23 protein-coding genes, 4 tRNA genes and 1 rRNA gene are annotated in these 24,555 nt (G+C 55.0%); all 28 read left to right on the top strand.

Annotated features, from left to right (window positions below; translation table 11 throughout):
• Positions 1-140: 140 nt before the first annotated feature.
• Positions 141-256, top strand: a 5S ribosomal RNA gene (rrf, locus tag SOP97_RS13745).
• Between the two features lie 141 nt (positions 257-397).
• Positions 398-1,363: a bifunctional biotin--[acetyl-CoA-carboxylase] ligase/biotin operon repressor BirA gene (gene birA, locus SOP97_RS13740; protein ID WP_274087692.1), complete on the top strand. Its 966-nt coding sequence runs from the start codon at positions 398-400 to the stop codon at positions 1,361-1,363.
• Complete coding sequence (locus SOP97_RS13735; RefSeq protein WP_322949576.1) at positions 1,353-2,099, top strand: pantothenate kinase; 747 nt, start codon at positions 1,353-1,355, stop codon at positions 2,097-2,099. The genes birA and SOP97_RS13735 overlap by 11 nt, the downstream gene beginning before the upstream one ends.
• An 8-nt stretch (positions 2,100-2,107) precedes the next feature.
• Positions 2,108-2,779 (top strand): SPOR domain-containing protein, encoded by a 672-nt coding sequence (locus tag SOP97_RS13730; RefSeq protein WP_274087778.1) that lies wholly within the window; start codon positions 2,108-2,110, stop codon positions 2,777-2,779.
• 141 nt (positions 2,780-2,920) lie between these two features.
• A tRNA-Tyr gene (locus SOP97_RS13725) sits at positions 2,921-3,005 on the top strand.
• A 24-nt stretch (positions 3,006-3,029) separates the two neighbouring features.
• Positions 3,030-3,103 (top strand) — tRNA-Gly (locus SOP97_RS13720).
• A gap of 26 nt (positions 3,104-3,129) precedes the next feature.
• Positions 3,130-3,205, top strand: a tRNA-Thr gene (locus SOP97_RS13715).
• A gap of 84 nt (positions 3,206-3,289) precedes the next feature.
• Positions 3,290-4,483 (top strand): elongation factor Tu, encoded by a 1,194-nt coding sequence (tuf, locus tag SOP97_RS13710; protein ID WP_322949573.1) that lies wholly within the window; start codon positions 3,290-3,292, stop codon positions 4,481-4,483.
• Between the two features lie 54 nt (positions 4,484-4,537).
• Positions 4,538-4,613: transfer RNA gene (locus SOP97_RS13705), tRNA-Trp, on the top strand.
• 43 nt (positions 4,614-4,656) lie between these two features.
• Positions 4,657-5,025, top strand: coding sequence for a preprotein translocase subunit SecE (gene secE, locus SOP97_RS13700; protein WP_322949571.1), 369 nt, complete (start codon positions 4,657-4,659; stop codon positions 5,023-5,025).
• A gap of 9 nt (positions 5,026-5,034) precedes the next feature.
• Positions 5,035-5,568 (top strand): transcription termination/antitermination protein NusG, encoded by a 534-nt coding sequence (gene nusG / locus SOP97_RS13695; protein WP_274087696.1) that lies wholly within the window; start codon positions 5,035-5,037, stop codon positions 5,566-5,568.
• Between the two features lie 116 nt (positions 5,569-5,684).
• A complete protein-coding gene (gene rplK, locus SOP97_RS13690; RefSeq protein WP_274087697.1) occupies positions 5,685-6,116 on the top strand; it encodes a 50S ribosomal protein L11 in 432 nt (143 codons plus the stop codon).
• On the top strand, positions 6,116-6,811 hold the full coding sequence (gene rplA / locus SOP97_RS13685) for a 50S ribosomal protein L1 (RefSeq protein ID WP_274087698.1): 696 nt from the start codon (positions 6,116-6,118) through the stop codon (positions 6,809-6,811). The genes rplK and rplA overlap by 1 nt, the downstream gene beginning before the upstream one ends.
• 200 nt (positions 6,812-7,011) lie before the next feature.
• Positions 7,012-7,512 (top strand): 50S ribosomal protein L10, encoded by a 501-nt coding sequence (rplJ, locus tag SOP97_RS13680; RefSeq protein WP_274087699.1) that lies wholly within the window; start codon positions 7,012-7,014, stop codon positions 7,510-7,512.
• Between the two features lie 79 nt (positions 7,513-7,591).
• On the top strand, positions 7,592-7,957 hold the full coding sequence (gene rplL / locus SOP97_RS13675; protein ID WP_274087700.1) for a 50S ribosomal protein L7/L12: 366 nt from the start codon (positions 7,592-7,594) through the stop codon (positions 7,955-7,957).
• A 219-nt stretch (positions 7,958-8,176) separates the two neighbouring features.
• Positions 8,177-12,250 carry a DNA-directed RNA polymerase subunit beta gene (gene rpoB / locus SOP97_RS13670; RefSeq protein ID WP_274087701.1) on the top strand — a complete coding sequence of 1,358 codons (4,074 nt, stop codon included), beginning with the start codon at positions 8,177-8,179 and terminating at the stop codon, positions 12,248-12,250.
• 64 nt (positions 12,251-12,314) lie between these two features.
• The gene (rpoC, locus tag SOP97_RS13665; RefSeq protein ID WP_322949567.1) at positions 12,315-16,514 is read left to right on the top strand and encodes a DNA-directed RNA polymerase subunit beta'; all 4,200 of its coding nucleotides are present in this window, start codon (positions 12,315-12,317) and stop codon (positions 16,512-16,514) included.
• A 152-nt stretch (positions 16,515-16,666) separates the two neighbouring features.
• Positions 16,667-17,038, top strand: coding sequence for a 30S ribosomal protein S12 (gene rpsL, locus SOP97_RS13660; protein WP_003463319.1), 372 nt, complete (start codon positions 16,667-16,669; stop codon positions 17,036-17,038).
• A gap of 120 nt (positions 17,039-17,158) precedes the next feature.
• Positions 17,159-17,629 (top strand): 30S ribosomal protein S7, encoded by a 471-nt coding sequence (gene rpsG / locus SOP97_RS13655; protein WP_073269011.1) that lies wholly within the window; start codon positions 17,159-17,161, stop codon positions 17,627-17,629.
• A 30-nt stretch (positions 17,630-17,659) separates the two neighbouring features.
• Positions 17,660-19,765 (top strand): elongation factor G, encoded by a 2,106-nt coding sequence (fusA, locus tag SOP97_RS13650; protein WP_274087703.1) that lies wholly within the window; start codon positions 17,660-17,662, stop codon positions 19,763-19,765.
• Positions 19,766-19,795: 30 nt separating this feature from the next.
• The gene (gene tuf / locus SOP97_RS13645; protein ID WP_274087704.1) at positions 19,796-20,989 is read left to right on the top strand and encodes an elongation factor Tu; all 1,194 of its coding nucleotides are present in this window, start codon (positions 19,796-19,798) and stop codon (positions 20,987-20,989) included.
• Positions 20,990-21,129: 140 nt separating this feature from the next.
• On the top strand, positions 21,130-21,441 hold the full coding sequence (rpsJ, locus tag SOP97_RS13640) for a 30S ribosomal protein S10 (RefSeq protein WP_010486970.1): 312 nt from the start codon (positions 21,130-21,132) through the stop codon (positions 21,439-21,441).
• A gap of 84 nt (positions 21,442-21,525) precedes the next feature.
• Positions 21,526-22,161, top strand: a complete 636-nt coding sequence (rplC, locus tag SOP97_RS13635) for a 50S ribosomal protein L3 (protein WP_274087705.1) — start codon at positions 21,526-21,528, stop codon at positions 22,159-22,161.
• Positions 22,162-22,173: 12 nt separating this feature from the next.
• Positions 22,174-22,776, top strand: coding sequence for a 50S ribosomal protein L4 (gene rplD / locus SOP97_RS13630; RefSeq protein ID WP_274087706.1), 603 nt, complete (start codon positions 22,174-22,176; stop codon positions 22,774-22,776).
• Positions 22,773-23,072 (top strand): 50S ribosomal protein L23, encoded by a 300-nt coding sequence (rplW, locus tag SOP97_RS13625; protein WP_274087707.1) that lies wholly within the window; start codon positions 22,773-22,775, stop codon positions 23,070-23,072. The genes rplD and rplW overlap by 4 nt, the downstream gene beginning before the upstream one ends.
• Positions 23,073-23,086: 14 nt before the next feature.
• Positions 23,087-23,911, top strand: a complete 825-nt coding sequence (rplB, locus tag SOP97_RS13620) for a 50S ribosomal protein L2 (RefSeq protein ID WP_090243094.1) — start codon at positions 23,087-23,089, stop codon at positions 23,909-23,911.
• Positions 23,912-23,927: 16 nt separating this feature from the next.
• Positions 23,928-24,203, top strand: coding sequence for a 30S ribosomal protein S19 (rpsS, locus tag SOP97_RS13615; RefSeq protein WP_010486981.1), 276 nt, complete (start codon positions 23,928-23,930; stop codon positions 24,201-24,203).
• 11 nt (positions 24,204-24,214) lie between these two features.
• Positions 24,215-24,547 carry a 50S ribosomal protein L22 gene (rplV, locus tag SOP97_RS13610; RefSeq protein ID WP_003210077.1) on the top strand — a complete coding sequence of 111 codons (333 nt, stop codon included), beginning with the start codon at positions 24,215-24,217 and terminating at the stop codon, positions 24,545-24,547.
• Positions 24,548-24,555: the final 8 nt, after the last annotated feature.

Genomic DNA, 24,555 nt, shown 5'->3' with positions numbered 1-24,555 from the left:
ATATAACACCCAAACAATTTGATGTTTGTGTGTCTCTATGAAGACTGCAACAGCCGAAAATTTGCACAACTACAAACCACATCACATACCCAATTCGAGGTAGCGAGCCGCGCAAGCAGCACGACATCTCAGCTGAATCGCTTGACGACCATAGAGCATTGGAACCACCTGATCCCATCCCGAACTCAGTAGTGAAACGATGCATCGCCGATGGTAGTGTGGGGTCTCCCCATGTGAGAGTAGGTCATCGTCAAGCACCTACACCAAAACCCCCGATCAGGAAACTGGTCGGGGGTTTTACTTTGGGCACAGAAAATTAAGTCGCGCGGCCAAGCCTTGATAGGCAACCAAACTGTGCGTCGTTATCATGCGTGCCTTATTGCGTGGCGGAACTCAAATGCTTGCATTGTTAAGGCTTCTTCAAGATGGGCGCTTCCACTCTGGTGAGGCGCTCGGCGCGGCTTTGGGTGTTAGTCGTTCGGCAGTTTGGAAGCAGCTGCAGGTGCTTCAGGCCGAGTTGTCGCTGCCGGTACACAAGGTGCGTGGGCGCGGCTACCGGCTAGAAACTCCCTTGCAGTTGCTCGATGAGGATTGGCTGAATGCTCAAGTAGGTGCGCCGCAGTGGCACGCTTGCGTGATGCCAAGCGTCGATTCGACTAATGCAGAGGCGTTGCGTCTTCTTCCTTCGGCCGCCTCGCTACCGTTCTATGTGTTGGCTGAGCGGCAAACGAGTGGGCGAGGGCGGCGAGGGCGTAGTTGGATCAGTCCTTTCGGTGAAAACCTCTATTACAGCCTGGTCGTTCGTGTTGAGGGCGGTGTTCGTCAGCTTGATGGCATGAGTTTGGCTGTTGGCTTGGCGCTGCTCAATGTTATCCATTGCTTTGGTGTGACTGAGGCTGGGCTCAAATGGCCAAATGATGTGCTGGTTGGTGATCGTAAGCTGGCCGGTATTTTGTTGGAGCTCTCAGGGGACCCAGCTGATATTTGTCATGTGGTCATCGGCATCGGTTTGAATGTGAATATGCTTGTGTCTGAAGCGGGGGCTATTGGGCAGCCGTGGACGTCGATGCGTGCTGAGTTGGCGTGTCTGTTAAACCGAAATGAGCTAGTGACTGAGTTAAACAAGCAGCTGTCACGCTATCTAGACATACAGCGTCGGGATGGTTTCGCCGCATTACAGGATGAGTGGCACGCTAATCATCTATGGCAGGGTCGATCTGTTGCGTTAACGGCAGGCGCTGCTCCTGTGGAAGGAAAGGTTTTAGGGGTGGATCACTCGGGTGCCATTCGTCTAAGTGTTGATGGTGTTGAGCGTGTCTTTAGTGGTGGTGAGCTCAGTTTGAGGTTGCGTGATGATTCTTGAGCTCGACTGCGGTAATACGCTTATAAAGTGGCGTTTGCTTTGTGGCGACAGTGCTATGGCGATTGCCGGTGGGGTTGTTGAGTCGGATCAAGCGCTGATAGCTATTGTGCGCGAGCAAAACGTGTTGTTGCGTGCCTGCCGTTTAGTGAGTGTGCGCAGTGATGAAGAAACGGCGCAGTTAATTGCGCTCATTGAGCAGGCCTTTGCTGTTGAGTGTCGGGTTGCGCGCTCCGCAACGTTTTTGGCGGGGGTGCGTAACGGTTATGGTCAATACCAGCGCCTTGGGCTTGATCGTTGGCTTGCTGTGGTAGGGGCCTATCAGCTGTCGCGCAAGGCTGCGTTGGTTATCGATCTAGGTACTGCGGTTACTTCTGATTTTGTCAGTATGGAAGGCGAGCACTTGGGTGGTTTTATTTGTCCAGGCTTGCCTTTGATGCGCACGCAGCTGCGTACCCATACGCGGCGGACTCGCTATAACAGCGAAGAAGCCACGCGTGCGCTTGAAGACCTGGTGCCGGGGCGCGCAACTGCAGAGGCTGTTGAGCGTGGTTGTGTTCTGATGCTGCGTGGGTTCGTCAGCACTCAAGTAGCTATGGCTGCAGAGTTCCTTGGGGAGGATTTTGATGTTTTCCTCACCGGAGGGGATGCGCCCTTGGTCGTCGATGTCGTGCCGGGTGTGCGGGTTGTACCGGATCTGGTTTTTATAGGCTTGGCGATCGCTTGCCCGGTAAATTGAGGTCATGCATGCGCTGGATGTTCTTGTGGTTCATTGTGCTGAATTTATTCTATTACGTTTGGCATCAGCAGCAGGCCCCGCTAAGGGTTACAGAGGTTGCTCCGCTCAATTTGGCGCAAGGCAGTAAGCGGGATATTCGTCTGCTGAGTGAGTCGAGTGCGCCGATACGACGAAATGTTGCCGAGGTTCAGCCGGTTGAGGCGGTGTGCTTGTTTCTTGGCGGTTTTGAGTCGAGAGCGGATGCGTCAGCGGTCGAGCAGCGGTTGCTGAGCCTGGATATTCAGTCGCGGGTGCAAAGTATGGATGCGGCGGGTGGTGTCGACTACTGGGTCTACCTGCCACCTTTGGCTTCACGGCAAGCTTCGCTGCGCCAGTTGCGTGAGCTGCAGGCGCGGAAAATTGACAGCTACATTATTACTCAGGGTGATCTGGCCAACGGCATATCGCTGGGCATCTTTCCGCGCAGTGATTCCGCGCAAAGTGTTATTCAGCGCTTGCAGAGCGCTGGTTATGAGCCATCGCTTCGCGAGCTGACTCGTGCGCATCGCAGTTTTTGGGTACGTATCTCCCCGCAAAGTAGGCGTTTGGCGGATGATTCCGTGCTGCAGCGTTTAGCTTTTGACTTCAATGGCTTAGAACAGCAAATAATGCCGTGCGAGGGGGTTGCAAGGGGGCTTTAGAATGCATAGAATGGCGCCCGCTCAGCAGGGTGGCGCTTACAAGTGCTCTGCAGAGTTGCTGTCAATGTAGCTAACCTCAGGTTTTATAATGAGAAATTGCTTGACAGTAGGTCGGCATCGAATGAGAATGCCGCCCCGTTTGGAGGGATTCCCGAGTGGCCAAAGGGATCAGACTGTAAATCTGACGTCATCGACTTCGAAGGTTCGAATCCTTCTCCCTCCACCAGATTTAGCAACAGTTGTAGATTGAGCGGGTATAGTTTAGTGGTAGAACCTCAGCCTTCCAAGCTGATGATGCGGGTTCGATTCCCGCTACCCGCTCCAGTTTTACTGCTCTTGCGTCGTGTTTTGCTCATGTAGCTCAGTTGGTAGAGCACACCCTTGGTAAGGGTGAGGTCAGCGGTTCAAGTCCGCTCATGAGCTCCATAATAATGAAGGCAGATATGCAAGTATCTGCCTTTGTTTTATGGCGGTGATGCTGGGTCAATTCTTCTCTCGGAGGCAGTCAAAATGGCTAAAGAAAAGTTTGAGCGTAACAAGCCGCACGTCAACGTAGGCACAATCGGTCACGTTGACCACGGTAAGACCACTCTGACTGCTGCTTTGACTCGTGTCTGCTCCGAGGTTTTTGGTTCTGCGCGCGTTGACTTCGATAAGATCGACAGCGCTCCAGAAGAAAAGGCTCGCGGCATCACCATCAATACTGCGCACGTAGAGTACGATTCTCTGATTCGTCACTACGCGCACGTTGATTGCCCAGGGCACGCTGACTATGTGAAGAACATGATCACTGGTGCGGCGCAGATGGATGGCGCTATCCTGGTTTGTTCGGCCGCTGATGGCCCGATGCCGCAAACTCGTGAACACATCTTGCTGTCCCGTCAGGTTGGTGTTCCGTACATCGTGGTTTTCCTGAATAAGGCTGACATGGTTGACGATGCCGAGTTGCTGGAGCTGGTTGAGATGGAGGTGCGTGACCTGCTCAGTACTTACGATTTCCCGGGTGACGATACGCCAATCATTATCGGTTCTGCGCTGATGGCGCTGAACGGTCAAGATGATAATGAAATGGGTACTACCGCTGTTAAGAAGTTGGTAGAGACGCTAGATACCTATATTCCTGAGCCGGTTCGTGCGATAGATAAGCCGTTCCTGATGCCGATTGAGGATGTGTTCTCGATCTCTGGTCGCGGCACTGTTGTGACTGGTCGTATCGAGCGCGGTATTGTCAAGATCCAGGAGGAAATTGAGATCGTTGGTCTGCGTGACACTATCAAGACTACCTGTACGGGTGTTGAGATGTTCCGGAAGCTGCTTGACGAAGGTCGTGCTGGTGAGAACTGTGGTGTACTGCTTCGTGGTACCAAGCGTGACGACGTTGAGCGTGGTCAGGTTCTGGTTAAGCCAGGTTCTGTTAAGCCGCACACTACCTTCACTGCTGAAGTGTATGTGTTGGGTAAGGAGGAAGGTGGTCGTCATACTCCCTTCTTCAAGGGTTATCGTCCTCAGTTCTACTTCCGTACAACTGACGTGACGGGTAACTGCGAATTGCCGGAAGGTGTTGAGATGGTAATGCCGGGTGACAATGTGCAGATGACAGTCACGCTGATCAAAACCATCGCAATGGAAGAAGGTCTGCGTTTCGCCATTCGTGAAGGCGGTCGTACCGTCGGCGCTGGCGTCGTAGCAAAGATCATCGCTTAATCGATTGATCTGTTTTAGTCAGGCCGGCATAATGGTCGGCCTGATTCAGTTTTTAGGTCAGTAGCTCAATTGGCAGAGCGACGGTCTCCAAAACCGTAGGTTGGGGGTTCGATTCCCTCCTGACCTGCCATATTCAATTGAATTTGGCGCGTCTTTTTACAGGATACTAGTAGATGAATGTTAAGGCTGAAGCCAAAGACTCGCGCTTTGATCTAGTGAAGTGGCTCGTTGTCGCTGCTCTAGTGATTGCAGGTGTGGTCGGTAATCAGTATTTCTCTGCTGAGCCTATCTTGTATCGTGTTCTGGCGCTGCTGGTGGTTGCCGCGGGTGCTGGTGTGATTGCTTTGCAGACATCAAAAGGCCAAGCCTTTTGGGTGCTGGCAAAAGAAGCGCGCGTTGAAATTCGCAAGGTCGTTTGGCCTACTCGTCAGGAAACCACGCAGACAACATTGATTGTTGTGGCTGTTGTTCTGGTTATGGCGTTGATGTTGTGGGGGCTTGATTCCCTGCTTGGTTGGCTTGTTTCGTTGATTGTCGGTTAAAGGTGTCCCGTGGCTAAGCGTTGGTACGTTGTGCATGCTTACTCGGGTTACGAGAAGCATGTGATGCGCTCGTTGGTCGAGCGTGTGAAGCTCGCTGGTATGGAAGATGTTTTTGGCGAAATTCTGGTCCCTACTGAAGAAGTAGTCGAGATGCGGAATGGTCAGAAGCGCAAGAGCGAGCGTAAGTTTTTTCCAGGTTATGTCCTGGTGCAGATGGAAATGAGTGAGGCGACTTGGCATTTGATCAAGAACACGCCTCGCGTCATGGGTTTCATTGGCGGTACCGCTGATAAGCCGGCGCCAATCACTGAGAAAGAAGCTGAGGCTATCTTGCGTCGCGTGGCTGATAGTGGCGATAAGCCGAAGCCTAAGACATTGTTCGAGCCGGGTGAGATGGTGCGCGTGACCGATGGTCCGTTTGCCGATTTCAGTGGTGTTGTTGAAGAAGTTAATTACGAGAAAAGCCGTATCCAGGTAGCTGTGACTATTTTTGGTCGCTCTACCCCGGTAGAGCTGGAGTTCAGTCAGGTCGAAAAGGCGTAACTGAAATAAGCATCCCTTACCCCGCAGCCTTGGGCTGCGGGGTTTTGTCGTCACTGGGATAAACAGGTAATAACTGGGGAGCCGCAAGGCGTTAGAACCCAATATTGGAGTAGCTCATGGCTAAGAAAATTACGGCTTATATCAAGCTGCAAGTAAAGGCTGCGCAAGCCAACCCGTCGCCACCCGTCGGTCCAGCTCTGGGTCAGCACGGCGTGAATATCATGGAGTTCTGTAAGGCGTTCAATGCCCGTACTCAGGGTATCGAGCCAGGCCTGCCGACTCCAGTGATCATCACTGTATATAGCGACCGTAGCTTCACCTTTGAAACCAAAAGCACCCCGGCTGCCGTTCTGTTGAAGAAGGCTGCTGGTCTGACTAGCGGTTCGGCTCGTCCGAACACCGTTAAGGTCGGCACTGTGACTCGTGCTCAGCTGGAAGAGATCGCCAAGACTAAGCAGTCTGATCTAACTGCCGCTGATATGGACGCGGCTGTGCGTACTATCGCCGGCTCCGCTCGCAGCATGGGCCTCAACGTGGAGGGTGTGTAATGGCTAAGTTGACTAAGCGTCAAAAGGCAATCGCTGAGAAAGTTGAAGCTGGTAAGGCTTATAACTTTGTTGAAGCTGCTGCTCTGCTGGCTGAGCTGTCGGCCGTCAAGTTCTCTGAGTCGGTAGATATTGCCGTCAACCTTGGCGTTGATCCGCGTAAATCTGACCAGGTTGTTCGTGGCGCTACTGTGCTGCCGAATGGCTCGGGCAAAAGCGTTCGCGTTGCCGTGTTCACCCAGGGCCCAGCTGCTGAAGCCGCTCTGGCTGCCGGCGCTGACCGCGTAGGTATGGACGATCTGGCTGCCGAAATGAAAGGCGGCGACCTGAACTATGACGTAGTAATTGCTTCCCCGGATGCAATGCGCGTTGTTGGTCAGCTGGGTCAAGTGCTTGGCCCGCGCGGTCTGATGCCAAACCCGAAAGTCGGTACCGTTACCCCTGACGTTGCGACTGCGGTGAAGAATGCTAAGGCTGGTCAAGTGCGTTTCCGTACTGACAAGAACGGCATCATCCACGGTTCTGTTGGCAAGGTTGGCTTTGACGCTGAGAAGCTCAAGCAGAACGTTGAAGCGCTGATTTCTGACCTTAAGCGTCTGAAGCCATCGACTTCGAAAGGTATCTACGTTAAGCGCGTAACCCTGAGCACCACTATGGGCCCAGGTTTGATCATTGATCAAGGCTCGCTGGACGCGTAACACATAGAGGTGGCGCGAGTGATTGCGCCGTTTCGACATTTTGGGGTCCCTGCTTTGCGGGGGCTATCCAAGACCGTAGGTGGCGCAAGTCTTAAACTTAAAGCCTACGCAGATGGTGCTCCCGGTTCCTTACCGAATCAGACACCAAAACGACATCGGGCTTCGGCCAGATGAAACGGTAACAAGCAGGAGTTAAACCCGTGGCAATTAAACTCGAAGACAAGAAGGCCATCGTCGCTGAAGTCAACGAGGCTGCCAAAGTCGCTCTGTCCGCTGTTGTGGTTGATGCCCGCGGTGTGACTGTAAGCGCTATGACCGGACTCCGTAAAGAGGCCCGCGAGGCTGGTGTATACGTGCGTGTTGTACGTAATACCCTGCTCAAGCGCGCTGTTGAGGGCACTGATTATGCTGTCCTCAATGACGTGTTCAAAGGCCCGACCCTGATTGCATTCTCCAAGGAACATCCGGGCGCTGCTGCTCGTATTTTCAAAGAGTTCGCAAAGGGTCAGGATAAGTTCGAGATTAAGGCAGCTGCGTTTGAGGGCAAGTTCCTCGCAGCAAACGAGATCGACGTGTTGGCTTCGCTGCCAACTCGCGACGAAGCCATTGCGAAGCTGATGAGCGTGATTCAAGGCGCTACCAGCAAGCTGGCTCGTACTCTGGCGGCCATTCGCGACCAGAAAGAAGCTGCTGCTGCCTAAGGCATCGTCAGCTCTTTCAAAATCATATGTTTAATTTGATGGCTGCGTAGGCTGTCACCCCAATACAGGATTTAAAGTCATGTCTCTGACTAACGAGCAAATCATCGAAGCAATCGGCCAGAAAACTGTTCTGGAAGTTGTTGAGCTGATCAAAGCAATGGAAGAAACCTTCGGCGTTACCGCTGCTGTTGCCTCTGCTGGCCCAGCTGCTGCTGCCGCTGTTGTTGAAGAGCAAACCGAATTCAACGTGATGTTGCTTGAAGCCGGCGAGAAGAAAGTAAACGTGATCAAGGCAGTTCGTGAGCTGACCGGTCTGGGCCTGAAAGAAGCCAAGGCTGTTGTTGACGGCGCTCCTGCCATGGTTCTGGAAGCTGTTGCGAAAGACGCAGCTGACAAAGCCAAGGCTACCTTGGAAGAAGCTGGCGCCAAAGTCGAGCTCAAGTAAGCGACGACCTTGCGTCTACAGCCCGAGCGACTCGCGTAAGGCTGATGGCTGGTGGCTTTTGCCACCGGCCTTTTTCCGTTCTAGGTCGGCTAATCGTAGGCTGGCCTGGGGCGTGAAAACCCCGCCCGAAGTGGCGGCGCAAACTTAGGGTTTGCAAGAGTTTCTGGCAACTCCCGTCGGAGGGGCCAAATAAGCAGGTGACCAAGCTGGGGAACGCTGATGGCTTACTCATATACTGAGAAAAAACGTATCCGCAAGGACTTTAGCAAGTTGCCGGATGTCATGGATGTGCCTTATCTCCTGGCCATCCAGCTGGATTCGTATCGCGAATTCCTGCAGGCAGGAGCGACCAAGGACCAGTTCCGCGACATTGGCCTGCATGCGGCCTTCAAGTCTGTTTTCCCGATCATCAGCTATTCCGGCAATGCTGCTCTGGAGTATGTCGGTTATCGCCTGGGCGAGCCGGCTTTTGATGTCAAGGAATGTACGCTGCGTGGCGTAACCTACGCCGTGCCGTTGCGAGTCAAAGTCCGTCTGATCATTTTCGACAAAGAGTCGTCGAATAAAGCGATCAAGGACATCAAAGAACAAGAAGTGTACATGGGCGAAATTCCGCTCATGACCGAGAACGGTACCTTTGTTATTAACGGTACCGAGCGCGTTATCGTTTCCCAGCTGCACCGTTCCCCAGGCGTGTTCTTCGACCACGACCGTGGTAAGACGCACAGCTCGGGCAAGCTGCTGTACTCGGCGCGCATCATTCCTTACCGCGGCTCCTGGTTGGACTTTGAGTTCGATCCGAAGGACGCCGTGTTCGTGCGTATCGACCGTCGTCGCAAGCTCCCAGCTTCCGTGCTGTTGCGTGCACTGGGCTACAGCACAGAAGAAGTGCTGGACGCGTTCTATGCGACCAACGTGTTCCACGTTAAGGGCGAAACCCTCAACCTGGAATTGGTCCCGCATCGCCTGCGCGGTGAGATTGCTGTCTTGGATATCCTGGACGACAAAGGCAAGGTCATCGTTGAGCAAGGCCGTCGGATTACCGCGCGCCACATTAACCAGTTGGATAAGGCAGGTATTACCGAGCTGCAAGTACCGATTGATTACCTGATCGGTCGTACCTCGGCTAAGGCTATCGTGCATCCGGCTACCGGCGAAATCATCGCTGAGTGCAACACCGAATTGAGCGTCGAGATCCTGGCCCATGTGGTTAAGGCTCAGGTTGTACGCATCGAAACGCTGTACACCAACGACATCGATTGCGGTCCGTTCATCTCCGATACCTTGAAGATCGACAGCACCACCAATCAGTTGGAAGCGCTGGTCGAGATTTACCGCATGATGCGTCCTGGCGAGCCGCCAACCAAGGATGCAGCCGAGACCCTGTTCAACAACCTGTTCTTCAGCCCAGAGCGTTACGATCTGTCGGCTGTAGGTCGGATGAAGTTCAATCGTCGTATCGGTCGTACCGAGATCGAAGGTTCGGGCGTGCTGAGCAAAGAAGATATCGTTGCGGTCCTCAAGACCCTGGTCGATATCCGTAACGGCAAAGGCATCGTCGATGACATCGACCACCTGGGTAACCGTCGTGTTCGCTGCGTTGGCGAGATGGCCGAGAACCAGTTCCGCGTTGGCCTGGTACGTGTAGAGCGTGCGGTCAAAGAGCGTCTGTCGATGGCTGAAAGCGAAGGCTTGATGCCGCAGGACCTGATCAACGCCAAGCCGGTCGCGGCTGCCGTTAAAGAGTTCTTCGGTTCCAGCCAGCTTTCGCAGTTTATGGACCAGAACAACCCGCTCTCCGAAATCACCCACAAGCGCCGTGTTTCGGCTCTTGGCCCGGGCGGTCTGACACGTGAGCGTGCTGGCTTCGAAGTCCGTGACGTACACCCGACTCATTACGGCCGCGTGTGCCCGATCGAGACGCCTGAAGGTCCGAACATTGGTCTGATCAACTCGTTGGCAGCCTATGCGCGCACCAACCAGTACGGCTTTCTTGAGAGCCCGTACCGTGTGGTGAAAGACACCCTGGTGACTGACGAAATCGTCTTCCTGTCCGCCATTGAAGAGGCCGATCACGTGATCGCCCAGGCTTCGGCGACCATGAACGACAGCGGTCAGCTGGTTGATGAGTTGGTGGCCGTACGTCACCTCAACGAATTCACCGTTAAAGCGCCTGAAGACGTCACCCTGATGGACGTATCGCCCAAGCAGGTAGTTTCGGTTGCTGCTTCGTTGATTCCGTTCCTCGAGCACGACGACGCCAACCGTGCGTTGATGGGTTCGAACATGCAGCGCCAAGCTGTACCGACACTGCGTGCTGACAAGCCGCTGGTAGGTACCGGTATGGAGCGCAACGTAGCGCGTGACTCCGGCGTTTGCGTCGTGGCACGTCGTGGCGGTGTGATTGATTCGGTTGATGCCAGCCGTGTGGTAGTTCGCGTCAATGACGACGAAGTTGAAACTGGCGAAGCCGGTGTCGACATCTACAACCTGACCAAATACACCCGTTCCAACCAAAACACCTGCATCAACCAGCGTCCGCTGGTGAGCAAAGGTGACAAGGTTGAGCGCAGCGACATCCTGGCCGACGGCCCGTCCACCGATATGGGTGAACTGGCTCTGGGTCAGAACATGCGCGTCGCGTTCATGCCGTGGAACGGTTACAACTTCGAAGACTCCATCTGCCTCTCTGAGCGCGTGGTGCAAGAAGATCGTTTCACCACCATCCACATTCAGGAACTGACCTGTGTGGCGCGTGATACCAAGCTTGGTTCGGAAGAAATCACTTCCGACATCCCGAACGTTGGTGAGTCCGCACTGAACAAGCTGGACGAAGCAGGCATCGTGTATGTCGGTGCTGAAGTCGGCCCTGGCGACATTCTGGTAGGTAAAGTGACGCCGAAAGGCGAAACCCAGCTGACCCCAGAAGAGAAGCTGTTGCGTGCGATCTTCGGTGAGAAGGCGTCTGACGTTAAAGACACCTCCCTGCGTGTGCCGACTGGCACCAAAGGTACCGTTATCGACGTGCAGGTCTTCACCCGCGACGGCGTTGAGCGTGATGCGCGCGCCCTGTCGATCGAGAAGAGCCAGCTCGATGAGATCCGTAAGGACCTCAATGAAGAGTTCCGCATCGTTGAAGGTGCCACCTTCGAGCGTCTGCGTTCTGCTCTGGTGGGTAAGAAAGCCGAAGGCGGCGCTGGCCTGAAGAAGGGCGCAGAAGTCACCGACGAGTTCCTCGACGGCCTCGAGCACGGCCAGTGGTTCAAACTGCGTATGGCTGATGATGCGCTGAACGAGCAGTTGGAAAAGGCTCAGGCCTATATCTCCGACCGCCGTCACTTGCTCGACGACAAGTTCGAAGACAAGAAGCGCAAGCTGCAGCAGGGCGATGACCTGGCACCAGGCGTACTGAAGATCGTCAAGGTTTACCTGGCTATCCGTCGTCGCATCCAGCCGGGTGACAAGATGGCTGGTCGTCACGGTAACAAGGGTGTGGTCTCGGTGATCATGCCGGTTGAAGACATGCCGCACGACGTCAACGGTACGCCGGTCGACATCGTTCTCAACCCGCTGGGCGTACCGTCGCGTATGAACGTTGGGCAGATCCTCGAAACTCACCTTGGCCTCGCGGCTAAAGGCCTGGGCGAGAAGATCAACCGCATGCTCGAAGAGCAGCGCAAGGTCGCCGAGCTGCGTAAGTTTATGCAGCAGATCTACAACGAGATTGGCGGTCGTCAGGAAAGCCTGGATGAACTGAGTGATCAGGAAATCCTGCGTCTGGCGCACAACCTCAAAGGCGGTGTGCCGATGGCCACGCCGGTGTTTGACGGCGCCAAGGAAACTGAGATCAAGGCCATGCTCAAGCTGGCAGATCTGCCAGAGAGCGGTCAGATGCAGCTGGTTGACGGTCGTACCGGCAACTTGTTCGAGCGTCCGACCACCGTTGGCTACATGTACATGCTGAAACTGAACCACCTGGTGGACGACAAGATGCACGCGCGTTCCACGGGTTCCTACAGCCTGGTTACTCAGCAGCCGCTGGGTGGTAAGGCGCAGTTCGGTGGTCAGCGCTTCGGGGAGATGGAGGTCTGGGCATTGGAAGCCTATGGCGCCGCCTACACCCTGCAGGAAATGCTGACCGTGAAGTCGGACGACGTGAACGGCCGTACCAAGATGTACAAAAACATCGTGGACGGTGATCACCGTATGGAGCCGGGCATGCCCGAGTCCTTCAACGTACTGATCAAAGAGATCCGTTCGCTGGGTATCGACATCGATCTGGAAACCGAATAACACGTGACGCGAATCGAGAGCGTGGCTGTATAGCCCGTTCTCTGCTCCGCCAGGAGGAAAGGCCTTGAAAGACCTACTGAATTTGCTGAAAAACCAGGGTCAAGTCGAAGAGTTCGACGCAATCCGTATTGCGTTGGCGTCGCCTGAGATGATCCGTTCGTGGTCGTTCGGTGAAGTTAAAAAGCCGGAAACCATCAACTACCGTACGTTCAAGCCTGAGCGTGACGGCCTGTTCTGCGCCAAGATCTTTGGCCCAGTAAAGGATTACGAGTGCCTGTGCGGTAAGTACAAGCGCTTGAAGCATCGCGGCGTAATCTGCGAGAAGTGCGGCGTTGAAGTGGCCCTGGCCAAGGTTCGTCGTGAGCGCATGGCGCACATCGAACTGGCTTCGCCGGTTGCCCACATCTGGTTCCTCAAGTCGCTGCCAAGCCGTATCGGTTTGCTGATGGACATGACCCTGCGTGATATCGAACGCGTTCTCTACTTCGAGAGCTATGTCGTTATCGATCCGGGCATGACCACCCTTGAAAAAGGCCAGCTGCTGAACGACGAGCAGTACTTCGAAGCCCTCGAAGAGTTCGGTGATGACTTCGACGCCCGCATGGGTGCTGAAGCCGTTCGCGAACTGCTGCACGCGATCGACCTGGAGCACGAGATTGGCCGTCTGCGCGAAGAGATTCCGCAAACCAACTCGGAAACCAAGATCAAGAAGCTGTCCAAGCGTCTGAAGCTGATGGAAGCCTTCCTCGGTTCCGGTAACCTGCCTGAGTGGATGGTGTTGACCGTTCTGCCGGTTCTGCCGCCAGACCTGCGTCCACTGGTTCCACTGGACGGTGGCCGCTTCGCGACCTCGGATCTCAACGATCTGTATCGCCGCGTGATCAACCGTAACAACCGCTTGAAGCGCCTGCTGGATCTGTCCGCGCCGGACATCATCGTGCGCAACGAAAAGCGCATGCTGCAAGAAGCGGTCGACGCCCTGCTCGACAACGGCCGTCGTGGTCGCGCCATCACTGGCTCGAACAAGCGTCCGCTGAAATCCTTGGCTGACATGATCAAGGGTAAGCAAGGTCGTTTCCGTCAGAACTTGCTCGGTAAGCGCGTGGACTACTCCGGTCGTTCGGTAATTACCGTAGGCCCGACTCTGCGTCTGCACCAGTGCGGTCTGCCGAAGAAGATGGCCCTCGAGCTGTTCAAGCCGTTCATTTTCGGCAAGCTGGAAATGCGTGGCCTTGCGACCACCATCAAAGCCGCCAAGAAAATGGTCGAGCGCGAACTGCCAGAGGTGTGGGACGTTCTCGCCGAGGTGATTCGCGAACACCCAGTGCTGCTCAACCGTGCGCCAACCCTTCACCGTCTGGGCATCCAGGCGTTTGAACCGGTTCTGATCGAAGGTAAAGCAATTCAACTGCACCCGCTGGTCTGCGCCGCGTACAACGCCGACTTCGACGGTGACCAGATGGCCGTGCACGTACCGCTGACGCTGGAAGCCCAGCTGGAAGCGCGCGCGCTGATGATGTCGACCAACAACATCCTGTCGCCTGCCAACGGTGAGCCGATCATCGTACCGTCCCAGGACGTGGTATTGGGTCTGTACTACATGACCCGCGAAGCGATCAACGCCAAAGGCGAAGGCCGCGTATTCGCTGACCTACAGGAAGTTGACCGGGTATTCCGCGGCGGCGAAGCCTCGTTGCATGCTCGCGTTAAAGTGCGCATCAATGAAGTGATCAAAGATCGCGACGGCAGCATCACCAAGAACACTCGTATCGTCGACACCACTGTCGGCCGTGCGTTGTTGTTCCAGATTGTGCCGGCTGGCCTGTCGTATGACGTGGTCAACCACCCGATGAAGAAGAAGGCAATCTCCAAGCTGATCAACCAGTGCTACCGCACCGTTGGCTTGAAAGACACCGTTATCTTCGCTGACCAGTTGATGTACACCGGTTTCGCCTACTCGACCATCTCCGGTGTGTCGATTGGTGTGAACGACTTCGTTATCCCGGATGAGAAGGCGCGCATCATTGACGCCGCCACCGAGGAAGTTAAAGAGATCGAATCGCAGTACGCCTCCGGCCTGGTAACCCAGGGCGAGAAGTACAACAAAGTGATCGACCTTTGGTCCAAGGCCAACGATGAAGTCTCCAAAGCGATGATGGCCAACCTCTCGAAAGAGAAAGTGGTTGATCGCGACGGCAATACCGTTGAGCAAGAGTCGTTCAACTCGATGTACATGATGGCCGACTCCGGTGCGCGGGGTTCTGCTGCGCAGATCCGTCAGCTCGCTGGTATGCGTGGTCTGATGGCCAAGCCGGACGGCTCGATCATCGAAACGCCGATCACCGCGAACTTCCGCGAGGGTCTGTCGGTTCTGCAGTACTTCATCTCGACGCACGGTGCTCGTAAGGGTCTTGCGGATACCGCGTTGAAAACCGCTAACTCCGGTTACCTGACTCGTCGTCTGGTAGACGTGGCGCAGGATCTGGTAGTAACCGCAATCGATTGCGGCACCGAGCACGGTCTGCTGATGACGCCGCACATTGAAGGCGGCGACGTTGTAGAGCCGTTGGGTGAGCGCGTACTGGGTCGAGTCATCGCCCGTGACGTGTTCAAGCCAGGCACCGAGGAAGTCATCGTTCCAGCCGGTACGCTGGTTGACGAGCAGTGGGTTGAATTCATCGAGCTGAACAGCATCGACGAAGTGATCGTACGTTCGCCGATCAGCTGTGAAACCCGCTACGGCATCTGCGCTAAGTGCTACGGTCGCGACCTGGCTCGTGGTCACCAGATCAACATCGGTGAAGCAGTGGGTGTTATCGCTGCCCAGTCGATCGGTGAGCCGGGTACCCAGCTGACCATGCGTACGTTCCACATCGGTGGTGCGGCTAGCCGGACCTCGGCTGCTGACAGCGTACAAGTGAAGAACGGCGGTGCAATTCGTCTGCACAACCTGAAACACGTTGAGCGTGTCGACGGCAACCTGGTGGCGGTTTCCCGCTCCGGCGAGCTGGCAATTGCCGACGAGTTCGGTCGTGAGCGTGAGCGCTACAAGCTGCCGTACGGTGCTGTTATCTCCGTGAAGGAAGGTGACAAGGTTGACGCTGGCGCCATCGTCGCCAAGTGGGACCCGCACACCCACCCGATCGTTACCGAAATGAAAGGTATCGTGACCTACGTGGGCATGGAAGAAGGTATCACCATCAAGCGTCAGACCGACGAATTGACCGGTTTGACCAACATCGAAGTCCTCGATCCGAAAGATCGTCCGGCTGCCGGCAAGGACATCCGTCCTGCTGTGAAGATGGTTGGCGAAGATGGCAAGGATCTACTGCTGCCAGGTACCGACGTAATGGCTCAGTACTTCCTGCCGGCTAACGCCCTGGTGGGTGTGGCGAACGGTGCGAAGATCGCGATCGGTGATGTTATCGCGCGTATCCCGCAAGAAACGTCTAAGACCCGTGACATCACCGGTGGTCTGCCGCGCGTTGCCGACTTGTTCGAAGCGCGTCGTCCGAAAGAAGCCTCGATTCTGGCTGAAATCAGCGGCACCATCGCGTTCGGTAAAGAGACCAAAGGCAAGCGCCGTCTGGTCATTACCCCGAACGACGGTAGCGATCCGTACGAAGAGCTGATTCCGAAGTGGCGTCACCTGAACGTGTTCGAAGGTGAACAGGTCAACAAGGGTGAAGTGATCTCCGACGGTCCAAGCGATCCGCACGATATCCTGCGTTTGCTGGGTGTCAGCGCGCTGGCCAAGTACATCGTCAACGAGATCCAGGACGTGTACCGCCTGCAGGGCGTGAAGATCAACGACAAGCACATCGAAACCATCCTGCGCCAGATGCTGCGCAAGGTTGAAGTGGCTGAGTCGGGCGATTCGACCTTCATCAAGGGCGACCAGATGGAGTTGACCGCGGTACTGGGTGAGAACGAGCGTCTGGCAGCAGAAGACAAGTTCATCGCCAAGTACAACCGCGTGCTGTTGGGTATCACCAAGGCGTCGTTGTCCACCGAGTCGTTTATCTCGGCGGCCTCCTTCCAGGAAACCACTCGGGTTCTTACCGAGGCAGCGGTTACTGGCAAGCGCGATTACTTGCGTGGCCTGAAAGAAAACGTGGTTGTGGGTCGTCTGATCCCAGCCGGTACCGGTCTGGCTTACCACGCTGAGCGCAAGCGCAAGCGTGAAGCTGACAAGCCGGTCCGGGTTAGCGCCAGTGAAGTGGAAGCTGCACTGACCGAAGCGCTGAACTTTAGCGGCAATTAAGTACAAAGCCCTGCTACTTCGGTAGCGGGGCTTTGTCTTGACTGGGGCGGTGAGTCTCATTAGACTCATGCACCCCTAAATTTGGCAGGGCACGTGCTCTGCCATTTTGTTTAGTAGGGTAATAGCGTCGCAAGACAACAGTGGAGCTTAAGATGGCAACTATCAACCAGCTGGTACGTCAGCCGCGTAAGCGTATCGTCGAGAAATCCGACGTGCCTGCGCTGCAGAACTGCCCGCAGCGTCGTGGTGTGTGCACTCGCGTGTATACCACTACGCCGAAAAAACCTAACTCGGCACTGCGTAAAGTATGCCGTGTGCGCCTGACCAACGGTTTCGAGGTTTCCTCGTACATCGGTGGTGAAGGTCACAACCTGCAAGAGCACAGCGTCGTACTGATCCGTGGCGGTCGTGTAAAAGACTTGCCAGGTGTTCGTTACCACACCGTGCGCGGTTCGCTGGATACCTCCGGCGTTAAAGACCGTAAGCAGGGTCGTTCGAAGTACGGTACCAAGCGTCCGAAGTAATCGGTGCTTGTACTGAAAAACGAGTTTCTATTTTTCTGAGTCGATAAGAGTAAGGTCGGGCATCCATCCTTAGCGGATGCAGTCCCGGGCTAACCTGAAGACCGTTTGAGGGCTTATCAAATGCCAAGACGTCGTGTAGCAGCCAAGCGCGAAGTGCTTGATGATCCAAAGTACGGAAGCCAAATCCTGGCCAAGTTCATGAACCACGTGATGGAAAGCGGTAAGAAAGCCGTTGCCGAGCGTATCGTTTATGGCGCCTTGGACAAGGTTAAAGAGCGTAAGAACAGCGATCCCCTGGAAATCTTCGAGAAAGCTCTCGACGCCATCGCTCCGCTGGTCGAAGTGAAGTCGCGCCGTGTAGGCGGTGCTACTTACCAGGTTCCGGTCGAAGTTCGTCCGTCCCGTCGTAATGCGCTTGCCATGCGTTGGTTGGTAGATTACGCCCGTAAGCGTGGCGAGAAGTCTATGGCTCTGCGCTTGGCTGGCGAGTTGCTGGATGCCGCTGAAGGCAAAGGTGCTGCAGTTAAGAAGCGTGAAGACGTGCACCGTATGGCTGAGGCCAACAAGGCTTTCTCGCACTACCGCTTCTAATTTTTGCGCTTCTAAATTTGCGAGGGCTTTATGGCTCGTATTACCCCGATTAGCCGCTACCGTAATATTGGTATCTGCGCCCACGTGGACGCCGGTAAGACCACTACTACAGAGCGTGTCCTGTTCTATACAGGCAAAAGCCACAAAATGGGCGAGGTGCATGATGGCGCCGCGACCACAGACTGGATGGTGCAGGAGCAGGAGCGTGGTATTACCATTACTTCTGCTGCTATCACCGCCTTCTGGAAAGGTTCCGAGAAGCAGTACAAAGACGAGCATCGCTTCAACGTCATCGATACCCCTGGCCACGTAGACTTCACCATTGAAGTTGAGCGTTCGCTGCGTGTACTCGACGGTGCTGTCGTTGTGTTCTGCGGTACTTCGGGCGTTGAGCCTCAGTCGGAAACCGTATGGCGTCAGGCCAACAAATACGGCGTTCCGCGTCTTGTTTACGTAAACAAGATGGACCGTGCCGGTGCTGACTTCCTGCGTGTAGTTGAGCAGATCAAAAAGCGTCTGGGTCACACCCCAGTGCCGATCCAGCTGGCTATCGGTTCTGAGGACAACTTCCAGGGCCAGATCGATCTGATCAACATGCAGGCTGTTTACTGGGACGACGCTAACAAGGGTACCGTCCCTGTTCGCAAGGATATCCCGGCTGAGCTGTTGGCAGACGCTGAGAAGTGGCGCAGCAACATGGTTGAGGCTGCGGCCGAAGCCAATGAAGAACTGATGAACAAGTACCTCGAGGGTGAAGAGCTCACCATCGCGGAAATCAAGGGCGCTCTACGTCAGCGTACTATCGCTGGTGAAATCGTTCTGGCTGTTTGCGGTTCTTCGTTCAAGAACAAGGGTGTTCCTCTGGTTCTCGACGCTGTTATCGACTTCCTGCCTGCGCCTAGCGATATTCCAGCCATCAAGGGTACTGACCCGGATGACGAGACTATCGAGTTGGAGCGTCATGCTACCGACGACGAGCCGTTCTCGGCGCTGGCGTTCAAGATCGCTACTGACCCATTCGTGGGTACTTTGACCTTCGTCCGTGTTTACTCGGGCGTGTTGAACTCCGGTGACGGCGTGATCAACTCGGTTAAGGGCAAGAAAGAGCGTGTGGGTCGTATGGTGCAAATGCACGCAAACGCCCGTGAAGAGATCAAAGAAGTTCGCGCTGGTGACATCGCGGCGTTGATCGGCATGAAGGACGTCACCACCGGTGAGACTTTGTGCAACGCTGACAAGCCAATCATCCTGGTTCGCATGGACTTCCCGGAGCCGGTTATTTCGGTTGCCGTAGAGCCTAAGACCAAGGATGACCAGGAAAAAATGGGTATCGCACTGGGCAAGCTTGCTCAGGAAGATCCATCTTTCCGCGTCAAAACCGATGAAGAGACAGGTCAAACGATCATCTCCGGCATGGGTGAGTTGCACCTGGATATCCTGGTCGACCGCATGCGCCGCGAGTTCAACGTCGAAGCCAACATCGGTAAGCCTCAGGTTTCCTATCGTGAGCGCATCACGAAGAACTGCGAAATCGAAGGCAAGTTCGTTCGTCAGTCCGGCGGTCGTGGTCAGTTTGGTCATTGCTGGGTGCGCTTCTCGCCTGCCGATGAAGGCCAGGAAGGTCTGCAGTTCGTCAACGAGGTTGTGGGTGGTGTGATTCCTAAGGAATACATCCCGGCTATCCAGAAGGGTATCGAAGAGCAGATGAAGAACGGCGTTGTTGCCGGCTATCCGCTGATCGGCCTGAAGGCTACCGTGTTCGATGGTTCTTACCATGACGTCGACTCTAACGAGATGGCGTTCAAGGTGGCGGCTTCGATGGCAACCAAGCAGCTGGCCCAGAAGGGTGGCGGTGAATTGCTCGAGCCGATCATGGCGGTAGAAGTTGTTACCCCTGAAGACTATATGGGTGACGTGATGGGCGACCTTAACCGCCGTCGCGGCATGATCTTGGGTATGGAAGACACGGTCTCCGGTAAGGTTATTCGTGCCGAAGTTCCGCTGGGTGAGATGTTCGGTTATGCAACCGACGTTCGTTCCATGTCTCAGGGTCGCGCAAGCTACTCTATGGAATTCAAAAAATACAATACAGCTCCGTCGCACATCGTCGAATCTGTAACCAAAAAACAAGGCTGATTCAGCCCTTTAGGCAAGGAGTTAATTGTCGTGGCTAAAGAAAAATTTGATCGTTCCCTACCGCACGTCAACGTTGGCACTATCGGTCACGTTGACCATGGTAAAACCACGCTGACTGCAGCGTTGACCCGTGTTTGCTCCGAGGTTTTCGGTTCGGCTGTTGTTGACTTCGACAAGATCGACAGCGCGCCAGAAGAAAAAGCTCGTGGTATCACCATCAACACCGCGCACGTTGAGTACAACTCGAACATCCGTCACTACGCTCACGTTGACTGCCCAGGTCACGCTGACTATGTGAAGAACATGATCACCGGTGCTGCGCAGATGGACGGCGCTATCCTGGTTTGCTCGGCCGCTGATGGTCCGATGCCGCAAACCCGTGAGCACATCCTGCTGTCCCGTCAGGTTGGCGTTCCGTACATCGTGGTCTTCCTGAACAAGGCTGACCTGGTAGACGACGCTGAGCTGTTGGAGCTGGTGGAAATGGAAGTGCGCGACCTGCTCAGCACTTACGATTTCCCGGGTGATGACACTCCGATCATCATCGGTTCCGCGCGTATGGCGCTGGAAGGTAAAGACGACAACGAAATGGGCACCACTGCCGTTCGTAAACTGGTTGAAACTCTGGACAGCTACATCCCAGAGCCAGTTCGTCTGACCGACAAGCCATTCCTGATGCCAATCGAAGACGTATTCTCGATTTCGGGTCGTGGTACCGTTGTGACTGGCCGTATCGAGCGTGGCATTGTTCGCGTTCAAGATCCGCTGGAAATCGTTGGTCTGCGTGACACCACCGTCACCACCTGTACTGGTGTTGAAATGTTCCGCAAGCTGCTCGACGAAGGTCGTGCTGGTGAGAACTGCGGTGTTTTGCTGCGTGGCACCAAGCGTGACGACGTTGAGCGTGGCCAGGTTCTAGTCAAGCCAGGTTCGGTTAAGCCGCACACCACCTTCACTGCAGAAGTGTATGTGTTGAGCAAAGAAGAAGGCGGTCGTCACACTCCGTTCTTCAAAGGCTACCGTCCTCAGTTCTACTTCCGTACAACTGACGTAACTGGTAACTGCGAACTGCCGGAAGGCGTTGAAATGGTAATGCCAGGTGACAACATTCAGATGACTGTCACTCTGATCAAGACCATCGCAATGGAAGAAGGTCTGCGTTTCGCCATTCGTGAAGGTGGTCGTACCGTCGGCGCCGGCGTCGTAGCCAAAATCATCGCGTAAGTGATGATTTAAGAAAAGCCTCCGCTTGCGGGGGCTTTTTTATTGGGTTGACACCTGCTAGGGGCGTCTATAGAATCACGCCTCCTTTTAACGGGCGTATTGCGCTCGTTGGGAATAGCAGCTTGGAATCTGAGGTCAAAATGCAAAACCAACAAATCCGTATTCGGTTGAAGGCTTTTGACCATCGCCTGATCGATCAATCTACCCAGGAAATCGTGGAAACCGCGAAACGTACTGGTGCTCAGGTGCGTGGTCCTATTCCTCTGCCTACCCGCAAAGAGCGGTTCACCGTACTGACCTCACCGCACGTCAACAAAGACGCGCGTGATCAGTTCGAGATCCGTACTCATAAGCGTGTTCTGGACATCGTCCAGCCAACGGATAAAACCGTTGACGCGCTGATGAAGCTTGATCTTGCGGCTGGTGTGGAAGTGCAGATCAGCCTCGGCTAAGACCGCTTTAGGTTTTAGTCGTGTAACGCTCTGAAATGGGCGGCCATAGCGGGTGAAAGCCCCGTACACTCATGAGGTTACAACATGACTATTGGTGCAGTCGGACGTAAGTGCGGTATGACCCGCATTTTCACCGAAGAAGGTGTCTCCATTCCGGTTACGGTCATTGAGATCGAACCGAATCGCGTCACTCAGTTTAAAACTGAAGAGACCGATGGCTATCGTGCAGTGCAAGTCACTGTCGGTGAGCGTCGCGCTTCTCGTGTCAGCAAGGCGCAAGCCGGTCACTTCGCTAAGGCGAATGTCGCGGCAGGTCGTACTGTTATGGAATTCCGTCTTGAAGAAGGCGAGTACCAGGCAGGTGATCTGATCAACGCTGAAATATTCCAAGCTGGTCAGCTGGTGGATGTCACCGGTCAGTCCAAAGGTAAAGGCTTTGCCGGTACCATCAAGCGTTGGAACTTCCGCGGCCAAGACAACACTCACGGTAACTCCGTGTCCCACCGTGTTCCGGGTTCCATTGGCCAGTGCCAGACTCCGGGTCGCGTATTCAAGGGCAAGAAAATGTCCGGTCACATGGGTGCTGAGCGCGTGACTGTGCAGTCCCTAGAAGTAGTGCGCGTCGATGCTGAACGCAACCTGCTGCTGGTCAAGGGTGCCGTTCCTGGCGCTACTGGCGGCAACCTGGTTGTCCGTCCGGCAGCCAAGGCTCGCGGTTAAGGGGAAGCTGACATGCAATTAAATGTAAATGGCGCTCAAGCAATCGAAGTATCCGAAGCCACTTTTGGCGGCGCATACAACGAGACCCTGGTTCACCAAGCAGTTGTGGCCTACATGGCCGGCGGCCGTCAGGGCAGCAAGCAGCAGAAGACTCGTTCCGACGTATCCGGTGGCGGTAAGCGCCCATGGCGTCAGAAGGGTACCGGTCGTGCTCGTGCAGGTACCACTCGTGGTCCGATCTGGCGTGGCGGTGGTGTGACCTTCGCGGCTCGTCCGCAGAATCACGATCAAAAGCTGAACAAGAAGATGTATCGCGCGGCTATCCGCTCGATTCTTGCTGAGCTGGTTCGCACTGATCGTATGATCGTTGTCGAGGACTTCAGTGTTGAAGCGCCGAAGACTAAAGATCTGCTGAACAAGTTGAATGGCATGGGCCTGACCGACGTACTGATCGTGTCCGATGCTATCGATGAAAATCTGTACCTGGCTGCACGTAACCTGCCGCACGTTGAAGTTCGCGATGTGCAGGGTTCCGATCCAGTCAGTCTGATCGCGTACGAGAAGGTGTTGGTTACCGTATCTGCCGTGAAGAAATTCGAGGAGCTGCTGGGATGAACCAGGAACGCGTATTTAAAGTGCTGCTTGGCCCGCACATCTCCGAGAAGGCAACACTTCTGGCTGATAAAAAAAGCCAATTCGTTTTCAAGGTTGCAATTGATGCAACCAAGCTGGAAATCAAGAAGGCCGTCGAAAGCCTGTTCAGTGTGAACGTTGCTGCTGTCAATACCGTGAATGTTCTCGGTAAGACTAAGCGCACCGCTCGTGGTCTGGGCAAGCGTAACGACTGGAAGAAAGCGATCATTTCGCTTGAGCCAGGCCAAGATCTCGATTTCGCCAGCAGTGCTGAGTAAGGAAGGGGTGCATCATGGCAATCGTTAAATGCAAACCGACTTCCCCTGGCCGCCGTTTTGTGGTCAAGGTGGTCAATCAGGAGCTGCATAAAGGCGCTCCTTACGCTCCGCTGCTTGAAAAGAAGTCGAAGACTGGCGGTCGTAACAACAATGGTCGTATTACCACCCGTCATATCGGTGGTGGCCACAAGCAGCATTACCGTCTGGTCGATTTCCGTCGCAACGACAAAGATGGCATTCCAGCCACTGTCGAGCGTATTGAATACGATCCAAACCGTACTGCGCACATCGCGCTGATGCTTTATGCAGATGGCGAGCGTCGCTACATCATCGCCCCTAAAGGCGTGAGCGCTGGCGATCAGCTGATTGCGGGCATCATGGCTCCGATCAAGCCGGGCAACAGCATGCAACTGCGTAACATTCCAGTTGGTAGCACGGTGCACGGTATCGAGTTGAAGCCGGGTAAAGGCGCACAAATCGCACGTTCCGCTGGTGCTTCGGCTCAGCTGATTGCGCGTGAAGGTGTCTACGTGACCCTGCGTCTGCGTTCCGGTGAAGTGCGTAAAGTCCTGGCTGAATGCCGTGCGACCTTGGGTGAAGTCTCGAACTCCGAGCACAGCCTACGTTCGCTGGGTAAAGCTGGTGCTAAGCGCTGGCGTGGCGTTCGCCCAACCGTTCGTGGTGTTGCCATGAACCCGGTTGACCACCCACACGGTGGTGGTGAAGGTCGTACCTCTGGTGGTCGTCATCCGGTGTCTCCATGGGGCTTCCCGACGAAGGGCGCGAAGACTCGTGGTAACAAACGCACCGACAACATGATCGTCCGTCGTCGCAAGTAAATAGAGGGATACGACAGTGCCACGTTCTCTGAAAAAAGGTCCTTTTATTGATCTTCACCTACTGAAGAAGATCGAAGTGGCGGTGGAAAAGAACGATCGCAAGCCGGTGAAAACCTGGTCGCGCCGTTCCATGATCCTGCCGCAAATGGTCGGTCTGACCATTGCTGTACATAACGGTCGTCAACATGTCCCAGTTCTGGTGAACGAAGACATGGTCGGTCACAAACTGGGCGAATTTGCCGGCACTCGTACCTATCGTGGGCACGTGGCTGACAAGAAAGCCAAGCGTTAAGGGGTAGGGAAATGGAAGTAGCCGCTAAGTTGTCGGGCGCTCGCATCTCCGCCCAGAAAGCCCGCTTGGTCGCCGACCAGATCCGCGGGAAGAAGGTGGGCGAAGCGCTCAACCTCCTGGCTTTCAGCAGTAAGAAAGCCGCCGAGATCATCAAGAAAGTGCTGGAGTCGGCTGTAGCCAACGCCGAGCACAACGAAGGCGCAGACGTTGATGACTTGAAGGTCAGCACCGTTTTCGTCAACGAAGGGCGTTCGCTGAAGCGCATCATGCCGCGTGCCAAAGGCCGCGCTGATCGCATCGTCAAGCGGTCTTGCCATATCACTGTCAAGGTTGCGGACAAGTAACGGAGTCG

The organism is Pseudomonas spirodelae (genome assembly GCF_034653255.1).
Lineage (GTDB): Bacteria > Pseudomonadota > Gammaproteobacteria > Pseudomonadales > Pseudomonadaceae > Aquipseudomonas > Aquipseudomonas spirodelae.
The sequence above is the reverse complement of the archived record's forward strand: the minus strand, read 5'-3'. Positions and strand labels throughout refer to the sequence as shown.